The 13,989-nt window shown below is 64.9% G+C and carries 17 protein-coding genes and 1 tRNA gene; 5 read left to right on the forward strand and 13 right to left on the reverse strand.

The window, feature by feature from the left end:
- Nucleotides 1–136: 136 nt before the first annotated feature.
- From CA2_RS08935 to cysS, 6 genes are all read right to left on the reverse strand, one after another.
- Nucleotides 137–229 (reverse strand) — tRNA-Ser (locus CA2_RS08935).
- A 54-nt stretch (nt 230–283) separates the two neighbouring features.
- The gene (locus CA2_RS08940) at nt 284–1,549 is read right to left on the reverse strand and encodes an aspartate kinase (protein ID WP_042415592.1); all 1,266 of its coding nucleotides are present in this window, start codon (nt 1,547–1,549) and stop codon (nt 284–286) included.
- A gap of 99 nt (nt 1,550–1,648) precedes the next feature.
- Nucleotides 1,649–2,596, reverse strand: coding sequence for a tRNA lysidine(34) synthetase TilS (gene tilS, locus CA2_RS08945; RefSeq protein ID WP_042415763.1), 948 nt, complete (start codon nt 2,594–2,596; stop codon nt 1,649–1,651).
- 203 nt (nt 2,597–2,799) lie between these two features.
- Nucleotides 2,800–3,771 carry an acetyl-CoA carboxylase carboxyltransferase subunit alpha gene (locus CA2_RS08950; RefSeq protein WP_042415595.1) on the reverse strand — a complete coding sequence of 324 codons (972 nt, stop codon included), beginning with the start codon at nt 3,769–3,771 and terminating at the stop codon, nt 2,800–2,802.
- Between the two features lie 46 nt (nt 3,772–3,817).
- The gene (locus CA2_RS08955) at nt 3,818–4,474 is read right to left on the reverse strand and encodes a DNA-3-methyladenine glycosylase family protein (protein ID WP_042415598.1); all 657 of its coding nucleotides are present in this window, start codon (nt 4,472–4,474) and stop codon (nt 3,818–3,820) included.
- A 19-nt stretch (nt 4,475–4,493) separates the two neighbouring features.
- Nucleotides 4,494–5,873, reverse strand: coding sequence for a cysteine--tRNA ligase (gene cysS, locus CA2_RS08960; RefSeq protein WP_042415601.1), 1,380 nt, complete (start codon nt 5,871–5,873; stop codon nt 4,494–4,496).
- 190 nt (nt 5,874–6,063) lie between these two features.
- Here cysS and CA2_RS08965 point away from each other — a divergent pair, with 190 nt between their 5' ends.
- The 5 genes from CA2_RS08965 to CA2_RS08985 all read left to right on the forward strand — a co-directional run bounded on the left by CA2_RS08965 (nt 6,064) and on the right by CA2_RS08985 (nt 9,552).
- Complete coding sequence (locus tag CA2_RS08965) at nt 6,064–6,591, forward strand: tetratricopeptide repeat protein (protein ID WP_042415765.1); 528 nt, start codon at nt 6,064–6,066, stop codon at nt 6,589–6,591.
- A gap of 118 nt (nt 6,592–6,709) precedes the next feature.
- Nucleotides 6,710–7,294 (forward strand): peptidylprolyl isomerase, encoded by a 585-nt coding sequence (locus CA2_RS08970; protein ID WP_042415604.1) that lies wholly within the window; start codon nt 6,710–6,712, stop codon nt 7,292–7,294.
- 45 nt (nt 7,295–7,339) lie between these two features.
- The gene (locus CA2_RS08975; protein WP_042415607.1) at nt 7,340–7,867 is read left to right on the forward strand and encodes a peptidylprolyl isomerase; all 528 of its coding nucleotides are present in this window, start codon (nt 7,340–7,342) and stop codon (nt 7,865–7,867) included.
- 9 nt (nt 7,868–7,876) lie between these two features.
- A complete protein-coding gene (locus tag CA2_RS08980) occupies nt 7,877–8,707 on the forward strand; it encodes a UDP-2,3-diacylglucosamine diphosphatase (protein ID WP_439708932.1) in 831 nt (276 codons plus the stop codon).
- Nucleotides 8,704–9,552 carry a M90 family metallopeptidase gene (locus CA2_RS08985; protein WP_042415610.1) on the forward strand — a complete coding sequence of 283 codons (849 nt, stop codon included), beginning with the start codon at nt 8,704–8,706 and terminating at the stop codon, nt 9,550–9,552. The genes CA2_RS08980 and CA2_RS08985 overlap by 4 nt, the downstream gene beginning before the upstream one ends.
- Nucleotides 9,553–9,601: 49 nt before the next feature.
- On the opposite strand, the gene CA2_RS08990 is transcribed toward CA2_RS08985, so the two are convergent.
- The 7 genes from CA2_RS08990 to CA2_RS09020 all read right to left on the reverse strand — a co-directional run bounded on the left by CA2_RS08990 (nt 9,602) and on the right by CA2_RS09020 (nt 13,947).
- Nucleotides 9,602–9,898, reverse strand: coding sequence for a DUF465 domain-containing protein (locus CA2_RS08990; protein WP_081888938.1), 297 nt, complete (start codon nt 9,896–9,898; stop codon nt 9,602–9,604).
- A 156-nt stretch (nt 9,899–10,054) separates the two neighbouring features.
- Nucleotides 10,055–10,714 carry an alpha/beta hydrolase gene (locus tag CA2_RS08995; RefSeq protein ID WP_042415613.1) on the reverse strand — a complete coding sequence of 220 codons (660 nt, stop codon included), beginning with the start codon at nt 10,712–10,714 and terminating at the stop codon, nt 10,055–10,057.
- A 101-nt stretch (nt 10,715–10,815) separates the two neighbouring features.
- On the reverse strand, nt 10,816–11,637 hold the full coding sequence (locus tag CA2_RS09000) for a DODA-type extradiol aromatic ring-opening family dioxygenase (protein WP_042415770.1): 822 nt from the start codon (nt 11,635–11,637) through the stop codon (nt 10,816–10,818).
- 76 nt (nt 11,638–11,713) lie between these two features.
- Entirely contained in the window at nt 11,714–12,115 is a 402-nt protein-coding gene (gene arfB / locus CA2_RS09005; RefSeq protein WP_042415616.1) for an alternative ribosome rescue aminoacyl-tRNA hydrolase ArfB, read from the reverse strand.
- 8 nt (nt 12,116–12,123) lie between these two features.
- A complete protein-coding gene (locus tag CA2_RS09010) occupies nt 12,124–13,059 on the reverse strand; it encodes an alpha/beta fold hydrolase (RefSeq protein ID WP_081888932.1) in 936 nt (311 codons plus the stop codon).
- 11 nt (nt 13,060–13,070) lie between these two features.
- Nucleotides 13,071–13,517 carry a type II 3-dehydroquinate dehydratase gene (aroQ, locus tag CA2_RS09015; protein WP_042415618.1) on the reverse strand — a complete coding sequence of 149 codons (447 nt, stop codon included), beginning with the start codon at nt 13,515–13,517 and terminating at the stop codon, nt 13,071–13,073.
- A gap of 85 nt (nt 13,518–13,602) precedes the next feature.
- Nucleotides 13,603–13,947 carry a hypothetical protein gene (locus CA2_RS09020; RefSeq protein WP_154164976.1) on the reverse strand — a complete coding sequence of 115 codons (345 nt, stop codon included), beginning with the start codon at nt 13,945–13,947 and terminating at the stop codon, nt 13,603–13,605.
- Nucleotides 13,948–13,989 lie beyond the last annotated feature (42 nt).

Below are 13,989 nucleotides of genomic sequence, written 5' to 3' on the forward strand. Positions count from 1 at the left end.
GCTTCAGATTTCTTGCTTCGCCGTGATCAGCGAAGCTTTGAACTATACCAGAATTTCTAACCCTAAAATTTTTAGGAAATTCTTCAAACCTTTTCACCATAAAGAAAGAAGCTTTTGCGAGCTTCTTTCTTGCATTTGGCGGAAACGGAGGGATTCGAACCCTCGATGAGGCTCTACACCCCATACTCCCTTAGCAGGGGAGCACCTTCGGCCACTCGGTCACGTTTCCGGAATGACGTTATTGTAAACAGCTTTTTTGAGCGTTTTTGGAAAGTTGCGAAAATTATTCGCTCTTGTCCAAGCCAAACGCTGTGTGCAAGGCGCGCACAGCCAGTTCCAGGTACTTCTCGTCGATCACCACCGAGGTCTTGATTTCGGAGGTCGAGATCATCTGGATGTTCACGCCCTCTTGGCTCAGCGCACGGAACATGGTGGAGGCCACACCCACATGGCTGCGCATGCCGATACCGACGATGCTGACCTTGGCGATGTTGGTATTGCCCACCACTTCAGAAGCGCCCAGCGCAGGCGCCACCTTGTCGCGCAGCAATTCCAGGGCACGCTGGTAGTCGCCCTGGTTCACGGTGAAGGAGAAATCGGTCTTGCCATCCTTGGAGATGTTCTGAATGATCACATCGACTTCGATGTTGGCATCGGCCACAGGACCCAGGATGCCAGCAGCGATACCAGGGGTGTCGGGCACACCGAGCACGGAGATCTTGGCTTCGCCGCGGTTGAATGCGATGCCGGAAACGACGGCCTTTTCCATTTTTTCGTCTTCCTCAAAAGTAATCAGGGTGCCGGACTTGGCTTCTTCGGCCAAGTCAATGTCCCAGGGCGTGAAGCTGGAGAGCACGCGCATGGGCACTTTGTACTTGCCCGCGAATTCCACGGAACGGATTTGCAGTACCTTGGAGCCGAGGCTGGCCATTTCCAGCATTTCCTCAAAGCTCACGGTACCCAGGCGCTTGGCAGCAGGCACCACGCGGGGGTCGGTGGTGTAGACGCCATCCACATCGGTATAGATCAGGCACTCGTCGGCCTTCATCGCCGCTGCCACGGCCACGGCCGAGGTGTCCGAGCCGCCACGGCCCAAGGTGGTGACGTGGCCTTCGGGATCGATACCCTGGAAGCCAGTGATGATGACAACGCGACCGGCATCCAGATCCTTGCGCACGCGGACATCGTCGATCGACTCGATGCGGGCCTTGGTGAAGGCGCTGTCGGTGCGCACAGGCACTTGCCAGCCGGCGTAGCTGATGGCATCCATGCCTTCGGCCTGCAGGGCAATCGCCAGCAGCGCCGACGAAGCTTGCTCGCCGGTGGCGGCCAGCATGTCCAGCTCGCGGTAGTAGGAGGTCTTGGCAGAAGAAGGCGCCAGCTCGCTGGCCAGACCCAGCAAACGGTTGGTTTCGCCACTCATGGCGCTGGGCACAACCACCATCTGGTGACCCGCCCGAGCCCACTTGGCCACACGCTTGGCGACGTTGCGGATGCGCTCGGGAGAGCCCATCGAGGTGCCGCCGTATTTATGAACGATCAGTGCCATTGGATATTGGGGTGACGAAACTGCTTGCCACGGCGCTGTTGGATGAAAGCGTGTTTTGGCGCGCCGCCGGTTTTCGTACTCAAAGATTGGGACCAAAACTCAGGGATTGTACCAACCGAGGTTCGCACCATTCCTTACGGCAAACCCGTAGCCCACCTTGATATGGATACGGTGCCCCCGCGTTTGGCATGCACCGATCTGTCGCAGCAGCTCCTGCAGCTGCGCCGCCGTCGGGGTCGCCTGGTGGTGCTGCAACAGCCAATGCCGCAGCACATTGGCCTGGCGGACCGGGCTGAGCTGCTGCAGCGCCTGAATGCGCGGCGGCACGCCAATCGCCTGCAGGTCCAGCTGCGCCAGCTCCTGCTGCAGCTGCTTGGCCTGGGCCGCGTGGGCACTGCTGCGCGCAAACGTGTCCCGAAACTGCGGAAACACCTGCTCCAGCACCGGCAGCAACTGCTGGCGAATGCGGTTGCGCGTGTAGCGCAGGTCGGTATTGGTGGGATCGTCGATCCAGGCGATGCCCTGGTCGAGCAGGCCTTGGCGAATGTCGGCCGCACTCACCCCCAGCAACGGCCGGTGCCAGTGCAGACCATCGCGCTGCCACTGCGCCGGCATGGCCGCCAGCCCTGCCACACCAGCCCCGCGCGACAGGGCCAGCAGCAAGGTTTCCACCTGGTCGTCGGCATGCTGGGCCAGGGCCACGCTGGCCATGGGCCGGTCGAAGGCCGTGCGCGCCTGCGCCGCCAGGGCGGCATAGCGGTGGCGGCGTGCGGCATCTTCCGGACTTTGGCCGGGCTGGTGCCGCGCATCCACGGCAGCCACCACCAGCGGCACCTGCCACTGGTCACAAGCCTGGCGGCAGTGGGCAGCAAAACCATCGGCCGCCGCCTGCAGGCCGTGGTGGACATGGATGGCGTACACCTGCCCCGGCCAGCGCCGGGCGCAGGCGTACAGCAAGGCGGTGGAATCCGCCCCGCCGCTGTACGCCACGGCCAGGGGCAGCGCTGGCATCCATGCCTGCAAGGCCTGATCGACCGCAACCGTCACCACACACCTTTCATATTGATCACCATTTGATAGCTGTCAGCGCATGCCACTCGGTCACTTCAACATCCAAAGTATTGAAAGTCCTTATCTGTCGCACGCCACCCGCTACGTTTTCTGACACAGCCGAATGTCCAAAAAAAATGGCCCCGCAGGGCCATTCGAGGGAGTGCCTGCCGCCGTGGAGGGTCTCCACGGCCCCGGCATCAGCTGGCCTTGGTGTCGGAGAAGCGGCCGTAGCTTTGCAGACGCTCGTAGCGGCGATCCTGCAATTCCTTGGGCTTGAGGTCCGACAGCTGGCGCCAGGCATCGCCCAGGGCGCGCTTGAGCAGGCTGCCCATGTGCTTGTGGTCGCGGTGGGCGCCGCCCACGGGCTCGTTGACGATCTTGTCGACCAGGCCCAGGGCCTTCAGGCGGTGGGCCGTGATGCCCATGGCCTCGGCGGCCTCGGGCGCCTTCTCGCCGGTCTTCCACAGGATGGACGCACAACCCTCGGGGCTGATCACGGAGTACACGGAGTACTGCAGCATCAGCACCTGGTCGGCCACGGCAATTGCCAGGGCGCCGCCCGAACCACCTTCACCAATGATGGTGGTGATGATGGGGGTCTTCAGCTGGGCCATTTCGTAGATGTTGCGGCCGATCGCTTCGGACTGGCTGCGCTCTTCGGCGTCGATGCCCGGGAAAGCACCGGGCGTGTCCACGAAGGTGAACACCGGCAGCTTGAACTTCTCGGCCGTCTTCATCAGACGCAAGGCCTTGCGATAGCCTTCGGGGCGCGTCATGCCGAAGTTGCGCAGAGCGCGCTCCTTGGTGTCACGGCCCTTTTGGTGACCTATGACCATGCAGGGCTGACCATTGAAGCGGGCCAGGCCACCGACGATCGACTTGTCGTCGGCAAAGTGGCGGTCACCGTGCATTTCCACGAAATCGGTGAAGCACTCGCGCACATAGTCAAGCGTGTAGGGACGCTCGGGGTGGCGCGCAATCTTGGTGACTTGCCAAGGCGTCAGGTCGCTGTAGATGTCTTTGGTGAGCTGCTGGCTCTTCTTGCTCAGCTGGTCGATCTCTTCCGAGATGTCGACTGCATTTTCGGTCTGCACGTAACGCAGTTCTTCGATTTTGGATTCGAGTTCAGCGATCGGCTGTTCGAAATCCAGAAAGGTCTTTTTCGCCAAGTTAATTCTCCTTGTCCCGGCCTGCGCAATGGGGCCTGAGAGTCAATCAATAGGCCACAGGCTGCGGGTCGAGCGAGCGCCAAATATACCAAGTTGCCACGGTGCACCAAGGTTTCCAGGCCTCGGCCACCTCACGGGCATCGCTGCGGCTCACCGGATCACCCGAGAAATAACTCTGGCTGATCCCCTTGAGCAAGCCCACGTCATCCAACGGAAGAACGTTGGGGCGCAGCAGGTAAAAAATCAGGAACATTTCGGCCGTCCAGCGGCCGATCCCACGGATGGTGGTCAGTTCGGCAATGATGGATTCGTCGTCCATCTGCGCCCATTCCTGCACATGCAGGCGGCCTTGCGTGAAGTGCAGCGCCAGGTCGACCAGATAGTCCACCTTGCGCGCCGACAGCCCGGCGGCGCGCATGTCGTCCACCTTGAGCAGCAGCACCTGGGCCGGCGTCATCTCTGCCGGCAAGGCACTGAAACGCTTCCAGATCGAGGCGGCCGACTTGACCGACACCTGCTGGCCCACGATCGAGCGCGCCAGCGTGATGAACGGGTCGCCGCGCGTCTGCAGGGCTTCGGCGCTGAACTGGGGAATCAGGCGCCGCATGACCCGGTCCTTCTTGACCAGGTGCTTGCAGGCCTCGGCCCAGTAAGCAGGCGCATGCGCCGGCAGGGCCGGCAATTCTTTGGGAGAGGGCGACATGAATGCTCGCACCCAGCGCTTACTGGGCGGCCTCCCAGGTGGTGCCTGCGGGCGAGTCCTTGAGCACGATGCCCTGCTCCAGCAAGGCCTTGCGAATACGGTCGGCCTCTGCCCAATTCTTTTCAGCCTTGGCCGTGGCACGCGCGGCAATCTGCGCCTCGATGGCGGCGACATCCACGCCGGCAGCGCCCGCCTGCAAAAACTTTTGCGGATCGTCCTGCAGCAGCCCCAGGCAGGCCCCCAGTGCCTTGAGCAGCCCCGCCACCTCGGGCGACTTGCTGCGGTTCACTTCGCCGGCCAGATCAAACAGCACAGCCACCGCCTCGGGCGTGCCGAAGTCCTCGTTCATGGCGGCCTGAAAGCGCGCGGCGTAGGGCGAAGCCCAGTCGATCTGCACGGCGGCCGGCTCCACCAGGCTCAGCGCGGTGTACAGACGCTTCAAAGCGTTGCGCGCATCGTCCAGGTGCACGTCGGAATAGTTCAGCGGGCTGCGGTAGTGGCTGCGCACCACGAAGAAACGCACGGTCTCGGCGTCGTACGCCTGCAGTACATCGCGGATGGTGAAGAAGTTGCCCAGCGACTTGGACATCTTCTCGTTGTCCACGTTGATGAAGCCGTTGTGCATCCAGGTCTGGGCAAACGGCTTGCCGGTCGCGCCTTCGCTTTGGGCAATCTCGTTCTCATGGTGCGGGAACTGCAGATCGGCACCACCGCCGTGGATGTCGAAGCTCTCGCCCAGCATCTCGCAGCCCATGGCCGAGCACTCGATGTGCCAGCCGGGGCGACCTTCGCCAAAAGGGCTGGCCCATTTCACGTCGGCAGGCTCTTCGGGCTTGGAGGATTTCCACAGCACGAAGTCCAGCGGATCGTGCTTGCCATCGGCCACGGCCACGCGCTCGCCGGCGTTCAGCTCATCCAGGGACTTGCCGGACAGCTTGCCGTAGCCCGAAAACTTGCGCACGGCAAAGTTCACATCACCGTTGCCGGCCTGGTAGGCCAGACCCTTTTGCTGCAGCGTACCGATCATGGACAGCATCTGCGGCACGTACTCGGTGGCGCGCGGCTCGTGCGTGGGGCGCTCGATGCCCAGGGCATCGGCATCCTGGTGCAACGCGTCGATCATGCGATCGGTCAGGCTGCGGATGGTCTCGCCGTTTTCCACGGCGCGCTTGATGATCTTGTCGTCAATGTCCGTGATGTTGCGCACATAGGTCACGCGGTAGCCGCTGGCACGCAGCCAGCGTTGCACCACGTCAAACGCCACCATGGAACGGGCGTGGCCCAGGTGGCAGAGGTCGTACACGGTCATGCCGCACACGTACATGCGCACGTGTCCAGGTTCAAGCGGCGAAAACGCCTCCAATGCACGCGACAGCGTGTTGTAGATACGCAAACTCATGGAGTGTCAGAAACGGAATATGGGGTGGGAGCGGCACAGACGCCGGTGCGCGGCGCCGTCTCCGTGCAGCCGGGCCAAAGCCTGCGACAGGGTTGCGGACAGCAAATGGCCTTGACCCCCTCAGCTACAATCTTCCGCAGTATAAGCCCGCCACGCAGGCCATCTCCCGTCCCCCTTGGAAAGCACCTACATGTCTCCTGTCCTCCGCACCCGCCCCCTGTTGCGCCTGCTGGCCCTTTCCGGCCTGCTGTTGACAGGCGCAGTACACGCCGATGTGTACGGCGATGTCTCGAGCCTGGCCAAATCGGGCAAGACGGCGGAAGCGATTGCCAAGGCCGACCAGTACCTGGGCAGCAACCCGCGCGATCCGCAGATGCGCTTTCTCAAGGGCGTGGCGCAATCGCAGGCCGGCGACCTGACCGCTGCCACCGCCACGTTCGAGGCCCTGATCGAGGAATACCCCGAGCTGCCCGAGCCCTACAACAACCTGGCCGTGATCTACGCCAGCCAGAGCCAGCTGGACAAGGCCCGCAGCGCGCTGGAAATGGCGGTGCGCAACAACCCCAACTACGCCGTGGCCCACGAGAACCTGGGCGACATCTATGCCCGTCTGGCACACGATGCCTACCAGCGCTCCCTGCAACTGCACAGCAACAACCGCGCGCTCCAACTCAAGCTGTCCACCTTGACCGAGATGCTGCAGCCGCGCGCGCGCTGACGGAACCTCTGCCCTGTGGCGCACTCCCACAGGGCTGTGACCAGCCGGCCCGGCTGGCCTTCGTGATCCCTTGCGCGATCTGTTTCCCGTTTTCCGAATGCTCAGGAGCCGCCCTGCCATGACCCTGTCCCGCAGAACCCTCACCCTGTCCCTGGCCGCCGTCCTGGCCACCACCAGCACCCACTGGGCCATCGCGGCCGACATCGCCAAGACCCGTGTCAAGTTCACCACTTCGCTGGGCGACTTCGTGGTTGAACTGGACCCTGCCAAGGCGCCCAAAACGGTCGAGAACTTCCTGCAGTACGTAGCCGACAAGCACTACGACGGCACGGTGTTCCACCGCGTGATCGACGGCTTCATGATTCAGGGCGGAGGCTTCACCGCCGACATGCAGCAAAAACCCACGCGCGCGGCCATTCCCCTGGAAGCCAAAAACGGCCTGAAGAACGACCGCTACACGATTGCCATGGCCCGCACCAGCAATCCCGATTCGGCCACCGCGCAGTTCTTCATCAACGTGGCCAACAACGACATGCTGAACGCCCCCCAGCCGGATGGCCATGGCTACGCCGTATTTGGCAAGGTCGTGCAAGGCCAAGCCGTGGTGGACAAAATCCGTACCGTGGCCACCGGCAACCGTGGCATGCACCAGAATGTGCCCACCACGGCCGTCACCATCACGGCAGCCACGCTGCTCAAGTGATGGCGCGCCCCTCCCTTTTGTACAAACCTTCTAGAAAGTTGTCCCATGAGCAATCCTCAAGTTGAGCTGCACGTCACCATCAACGTGGCCGACACCGCCACCCAGGGCGTGATCACCCTGGAACTGGACGCCGTGAATGCCCCCAAGTCCACCGAAAACTTCCTGAACTACGTCAACGCCGGCTTCTACGACGGCACGGTGTTCCACCGCGTGATCAAGAACTTCATGATCCAGGGCGGCGGCATGACCCCTGACATGAAGCAAAAGGAAGCCCAGGCCCCCATCGAGAACGAAGCCAAGAACGGCCTGAAGAACGACAAGTACACCGTGGCTATGGCCCGCACCAGCGACCCCCACAGCGCCACCGCCCAGTTCTTCATCAACGTGGTGGACAACGGCTTCCTGAACCACACCACCCCCACCCCCCAAGGCTGGGGCTACGCCGTGTTCGGCAAGGTAGTCAAGGGTGAAGAAATCGTCGACGCCATCAAGAAGGTGCGCACCACCCGCAAGGGCTTCCATGACGACGTGCCGTTCGACGCCGTGGTCATCGACAAGGCCGTTGCCATCTAAGTTGCTGGTTTGGCCCAGGTCTTGACCGCCGACCACCTGTCGACCGTGTTGCCCGCGCAGGAGCTTGTGGCCCCTGCGCACTGGCACACGGTCGAATTCATTTCCGACCTGCACCTGGACCCGGCCGAGCCCGGCACGCTCGATGCCTGGCGCCACTACCTGCGCAGCTCCCGCGCCGATGCCATCTTCATGCTGGGCGACCTGTTCGAAGTGTGGGTGGGCGACGACACGCTGGACGAGCCCGGCAGCTTCGAAGCCGACGCTGCCGCCAGCTTGCAGCAGGCCGCGGCCCAGCGGCCCTTGTTCTTCATGGTGGGCAACCGCGACTTCCTGGCCGGCGCTGCCTTCCTGCAACGCAGCGGCATGACCGGCTTGAGCGACCCCACCGTGCTGGTGCTGGGCGAACGCCGCATCCTGCTGAGCCACGGCGACGCGCTGTGCCTGGAGGATGTGGACTACCAGAGATTCCGCGCCCTCAGCCGCTCTGCCGCCTGGATGCAGCACACACTGGGCCAGCCGCTGGCCGCCCGCCGTGCCCTGGGCAAGGCGATGCGCACGGAAAGCCAACTGCGCAAGGACAGCGGCGCGGAATACGCCGATGTGGACCTGTCCGCCACCTTGCAGTGGATGGACGCCACGGACACGCAGTGGTTCATCCACGGCCACACGCACCGCCCGGCAGACCATGCCCTGCCCGCCGATGCCCGGGGCCGCCCCCGCACCCGCATCGTGCTCAGCGACTGGCACCTGGATGCGCACACGCACCGCGCCGAAGTGCTGCGCGTGGACCCGCAGGGCTGGCAGCGCCTGGCCCTCGAGATGGCGGTGCCCCGCGCATGAGCTGGTGGCGCCGCATCGCCCAGGGGTTGCAGCGCTGGCGCACGCACGCGCCCGGCGCGCCGCGGCCGATCCCGGATGGCCTGTGGCAGGCCACGCTGGATGCGCACCCCTTCCTGCAGCAGCTCACCCCGGATGAGCTGCGGCAATTGCGGGCGCTGTGCCAGCATTTCCTGCACCACAAGGAGTTCACGGGCGCCCACGGCCTGGTCATCACCGATGCCATGGCCTTGTCCGTCGCCACCCAGGCCTGCGTGCTGCTGATCCACTGGGGCACGCCCCAGCAGGCTTTGCGCTGGTACGACGACTTCGTGGGCATCGTGATCCACCCCGATGACATGGTCGCACGCCGCACGGTGGTGGACGAGGCCGGCGTGGTCCACCATTACTACGAAACCCTGATGGGCGAGGCCATGGAGCGCGGGCCGGTCACCCTCAGCTGGTCGGCCATCCAGCCGGGCGGCCACCCCGGATTGGGCGCTGGCAGCAACGTGGTGATCCACGAGTTCGCGCACAAGCTGGACATGGCCCATGGCGGTGCCGATGGCTGCCCGCCGCTGCCGGCCGGCTTCATGGGCCACAGCTCGGCCCAGCAGGCGCGCCAGCACTGGTCCCGGATCTGGATGGCTGCCTACGAGGACTTTTGTGAGGCCCTGGCCGCCCACGAGCGCTTTGGCCAACCCGCCCCCTGGCTGGATGCCTATGCCGCCACGCACCCGGCCGAGTTTTTTGCCGTGGCCTGCGAGGCCTACTGGGTGGCCCCCGCCGCCTTCGCCCAGGCCCAGCCGACCTTGCGCCCACTGCTGGACGCCCTGTTCCAGCGCTCTGCGACACCGCGCACCATGTAAAAAGCACCCCGCAGGGTGCTTGTTGGGCCGGCGCTGCCGGATGGGGAAACTAGGCCGTTCGGTAGGCCATCGGCGCTGCGGTTTCGCGCCACTCCTGGTCCATGTAATTCTTGTACTGTTTCAGCGCCATGGTGGGCGCCGCATTGACCAGCATGGCGTAAATCTGCTCTTTCACCGCCAGCTTCTGCTTTTTCAGCCGCTCAATCTCCAGTTGCAAATCGTTGGACTTGCGGGCCACCAGCTGCTCAATCTGCTGGTCGAGCGCGCAATGCTTGTCATACAGCCGACTGAAATTGCGGTCATTCGCACGCAAATCGGCAATCTGGTCACGGTATTCAGGAAACATGTCCATCCTTTCGTCAACTACAGGCCGGGCAGCTGAACCTCCACTGCCCTTGAGGCAAGACCATTGTGACCACCGTCGCGGGGCGCAGGCTGTAACAACCCTACACCCAAGTCGTGCTGCGGCGCAGCAATTCCGGACCCGGGCAGGCGTTACAACTCACGCCGCCGTGCGCTGTGCCAGCCACTGCATGCTGTCGCGCAGCTCCTGGGGGTGGATGCTGTGCGCGCAAGGGTATTCCCTATAGACCAAATCCACGGACAGGGTTTCCAGATGGCGGCAGATGGCGTGGGCGCTGCCCAGCGGAATGACCTGGTCCACCGTGCCATGGCTCAGCCACACCTCGCGCCCCTGCAACTGGTCCGCCGCCACCTGCTGCGGCAGCACCTCGGGCAGCAGCCGGCTGTGCCAGACGCAGATGCCCTGCAGCAGCTGCGGCTGGGTCAGCAGCAGGCTCAGGCTCATGATGCCGCCCTGGCTGAAACCGCCGACGATCACGCGCTCGGCCGGGATGCCCAGCTGGGCGCTGGCGGCGGCCACGGTCTGCGCCACCAGGGCGCGGCTGTGCTGCTCCTGGGCGACATCGATGTGGCGCGAGCCATCGGGGTTCACCGAAAACATGAACCACGCGAAGGCCTGCGGCCCCATCACATTCGGGGCCTGCAGGCTGAGCACGTGGAACTGCGGCGGCACGGCATCGGCCAGGCCAAACAGGTCGTCGGCATTGCTGCCCACCCCGTGCATCAGCACCAGCAGCCAGGGCGCGGACGTGTCCGCTGCGGCCGGACGGTGGAGGTGGTGAAGTGGCAGATTCAGCATTTCAGTCTTTCCGGCGCCACGCGTGGCACCCAGGTGGGGGTGTTCAAATTCAAGTCAAAACGGGCTGTAGCGCTTATTCATCAAGCGCTAGCAGCTATCAATTATTCATCCTGCAGGGCAAAGGCATCCATGGCCAGCATGCCGTACATCACCTCGCGGCTCAGGTAGTGCGGCGTGCTGCCGGCACCGGCACCCAGGGCGAAATACAGGGGCAGAAAATGCTCGTCCGTCGGATGGGCGCGCAGGGCATGCGGGGCCTGCTGCTGCCAGTCCAGCAAGGCATCGATGGCGCCGGCCTGCACCTGCTGCTCCACCCAGCGGCTGAACTCGACCACATAGCTGGCCGCCTGGCGCTCACCGCCAAAGAACTCGCGCAGATTGTGGGTCATGCTGCCGCTGCCGACCAGCAACACGCCCTGTGACCGCAGGTCTTGCAGGGCCTGGCCCAGGGCATACACCGCCCGCGCATCCGCGTCGACGGGCAGGGCCAGCTGCACCACCGGCACATCGGCCTGGGGCAGCAGGTGCATCAGCGGCACCCAGGCCCCATGGTCCAGGGGACGCTCGGGGTTCAGCGTGGCGGCGATGCCGGCCTGCGCCAGCCGGGCCTGCACCTGCTGCGCCAGCACCGGCGCGCCGGGCGCGGGGTATTGCAAGCGGTACAGCGCGGGCGGGAAGCCGCCAAAGTCATGCCAGGTGGGGGGCTGCGCATGGGCCATCACCTCCACCCCGCGCGCCATCCAGTGCGGCGACAGGATGACGACGCCACGCAAGCCCGGATGGCGCTGGCGCAGCGCCTGACCCCAGCGGGTCAGGGCCGGGCCGGTCTCGCCGGCCTCCAGGGCAAACATGGGCGAGCCGTGCGAGACAAACAGGACCGGCAAGCGGTCGGTGGTCGAGGGGGAAGAGACAGTGTGGTCCATGGCTTGCATGGTAGGTTGTCCCGCAAGAAAAACTAGTTCTTCAGAACAATACGAACCGTCCCAAAAACCAAACCAATCAACCCAGCGGCACCTTGCCACGCAAGGCCTTGGTGGCGGCCGTGCGCTTCTTGGTCTCCACCCGGCGCTGGCGCGACGCCAGGGTGGGCCGCGTGGCCTTGCGCGCCTTGGGCACATGGCCGGCATGCGCCACCAGGGCGTGCAGGCGGGCGACGGCGTCCTGCAGGTTCTGCTCCTGCGTGCGGTGAGCCTGGGCCTTGATGATGACCACCCCGTCCTGGGTGATGCGGTGGTCGTGCCAGACCAGCAGGCGTTGCTTCAGATCCTCGGGCAGCGACGAGGCCCGGATGTCAAAGCGCAGGTGCACGGCGCTGGAGACCTTGTTGACGTTCTGCCCGCCGGCCCCCTGGGCGCGCACCGCCGTCCAGCTGTACTCGGTTGCAGGGATGTGCCAGCGCATGGCGCGCCTCAGCCGGCCAGCAGCGGCAGCAGCACCGCGTGGAAGGCGGCAGGCTGCTCGTACTGCACCCAGTGGCCCGCCCCGGCCACGCGCTGCAGCCCCTGCCATTCGCGCGCGGCGGCGGCCATGCATGCCGCCACCTGGTCCAGCGTGCCAGGGTACAGGGCATCCTCGGCGCCGTAGATGGCGGCCACCGGGCATTCCACCTGCGACAGCGAACGCACCAGGATGTCGGTGCTGGAGATGCGGCGGCGTGGCAAGCGGTCGCGCCAGACGTTGTGCACATGCAGGGCCACGGTATCGCGGTCAATGCGCGTGGCATCGTGCAGCATCAGCGCCCCGATGTTGAAGACATGGTGGGCCAGCTGGGCCTGCGCAGCCTCCAGGTGGCGCCAGCCCTTGAGGCGGAAGGGGTGTTTGTCCGTCAGGCCAATACCCGGCGCCCCGACCACCACCAGTTGCTGCACCAGGTGCGGATAGGCCGCCGCCAACATGCCGGCGGTCATGCCGCCGAACGAAAAGCCCACCAGCCGCACGGCCTGCAGCGGAAACTGTTCCTCCAGCATCTGTGCCAGGCCGGGCAGCATGCCGTCGGCATCAATCACGCCGGGCAAGGGGGCCGAATCGCCGAAGCCGGGCAGGTCCACCGCCCAGACATCGTGCCCGGCCTCGGTCAGCGGGCCGATGCTGCGCACCCAGTGGGTCCAGCTGCCGCTGCCGCCGTGGAACAGCACCACCGGCGCCAGGCCGTTCGGCACGGTGGCCGCCCAGTGGTGCAGCACCACCGCTCCGCCCGCATGGGGGTGCTCCACGCGCTCGGCCTGCTGCAGCCAGTGCTGCACTTCGCGGGACAGCACCGTGCCGGCCGCCACGGCTTCATAGTCGGCCTGCGGGCCCTCCCAGGGGACCCAGACAGGCACATCGTCGGCGGGTTCCGCAGTCATTGGCACGCCACTCACCACTGCGCCACCGCGTCGATCGCCAGGCTGTAGCCCGCCACGCCCAGGCCGCAGACCACGGCACGCGCGACCGGTGACAGGTAGGAATGGTGGCGGAAGGCTTCGCGGGCGTGCACATTGCTGATGTGCAGCTCCAGCAGCGGCACGCCCGTGCCCTTGACGGCATCCATCAGGGCAACGCTGGTGTGGGTGTAGGCCCCGGCGTTGAAGATCAGCCCCGCCAGTTCACCGCGCGCATGCAGTTGTCCGGCCTCGTGGATCCAGTCGATCAATTGGCCTTCGTGGTTGCTCTGGTGAAACCGCAGGGCCAAGCCCTGGCGCTGGGCGGCCTGCGCGCACAGGGTCTGCACATCGGCCAGGGTCTGCGCGCCGTACACGGCGGGTTCGCGCGTGCCCAGCAAATTCAAATTCGGGCCATTCAGGACAAAAACGGTCTTCGCCATTGCAACCACTCTGTAAAAAGCACAAGAGCCGCGATTATGCGGCCCTTGTCCGGGGTCATACCGCGCTCAGCGGCTGGCCATAGCCTCAATCACGGTCGCCATGCCGGTGGTGGCGGTGGTAGTGCTTGTGGTGCTTGTAAGGCCTGTAGGGCTGGTAGTAGCCATAGCCGCGCGGTGGGGGGGGCGCCCAGTAGCCGTAGGCAGGGGGCGCCTGGTAGACCACCGCCGGGGGCGGCGGCGCGTAGTAGACCGCACGCGGCGGTGGAGGTGGCGGCATCACATACACGGGCGCACCCGGCACGTGAATCCCCACCGAGATGCCCACATTACCGCCAGCATGCGCGCTGCCCGCAGCCGCCAGGGCCAGGAGCCCGGTGGCGGCCAGCCAGCGACGGCCATGCCTGCGCAGTGTGTCCAGGTTTCGGTCCATGTGTCTGTGTCCTTTCAATGTCGCGGTGCTTCTTCAACGCCT

It is taken from the genome of Comamonas aquatica NBRC 14918 (genome assembly GCF_000739875.1).
GTDB lineage: Bacteria > Pseudomonadota > Gammaproteobacteria > Burkholderiales > Burkholderiaceae_C > Comamonas > Comamonas aquatica.

Bases quoted from the DNA above. Each gene is read 5' to 3' on its own strand.
- CA2_RS08940 (WP_042415592.1), bottom strand. From the start codon at position 1,549: ATGGCACTGATCGTTCATAAATACGGCGGCACCTCGATGGGCTCTCCC.
- CA2_RS08955 (WP_042415598.1), bottom strand. From the start codon at position 4,474: ATGTCGCCCTCTCCCAAAGAATTGCCGGCCCTGCCGGCGCATGCGCCT.
- cysS (WP_042415601.1), bottom strand. From the start codon at position 5,873: ATGAGTTTGCGTATCTACAACACGCTGTCGCGTGCATTGGAGGCGTTT.
- CA2_RS08965 (WP_042415765.1), top strand. From the start codon at position 6,064: ATGTCTCCTGTCCTCCGCACCCGCCCCCTGTTGCGCCTGCTGGCCCTT.
- CA2_RS08970 (WP_042415604.1), top strand. From the start codon at position 6,710: ATGACCCTGTCCCGCAGAACCCTCACCCTGTCCCTGGCCGCCGTCCTG.
- CA2_RS08975 (WP_042415607.1), top strand. From the start codon at position 7,340: ATGAGCAATCCTCAAGTTGAGCTGCACGTCACCATCAACGTGGCCGAC.
- CA2_RS08985 (WP_042415610.1), top strand. From the start codon at position 8,704: ATGAGCTGGTGGCGCCGCATCGCCCAGGGGTTGCAGCGCTGGCGCACG.
- CA2_RS08990 (WP_081888938.1), bottom strand. From the start codon at position 9,898: ATGTTTCCTGAATACCGTGACCAGATTGCCGATTTGCGTGCGAATGAC.
- CA2_RS08995 (WP_042415613.1), bottom strand. From the start codon at position 10,714: ATGCTGAATCTGCCACTTCACCACCTCCACCGTCCGGCCGCAGCGGAC.
- CA2_RS09000 (WP_042415770.1), bottom strand. From the start codon at position 11,637: ATGGACCACACTGTCTCTTCCCCCTCGACCACCGACCGCTTGCCGGTC.
- arfB (WP_042415616.1), bottom strand. From the start codon at position 12,115: ATGCGCTGGCACATCCCTGCAACCGAGTACAGCTGGACGGCGGTGCGC.
- CA2_RS09010 (WP_081888932.1), bottom strand. From the start codon at position 13,059: ATGACTGCGGAACCCGCCGACGATGTGCCTGTCTGGGTCCCCTGGGAG.
- aroQ (WP_042415618.1), bottom strand. From the start codon at position 13,517: ATGGCGAAGACCGTTTTTGTCCTGAATGGCCCGAATTTGAATTTGCTG.
- CA2_RS09020 (WP_154164976.1), bottom strand. From the start codon at position 13,947: ATGGACCGAAACCTGGACACACTGCGCAGGCATGGCCGTCGCTGGCTG.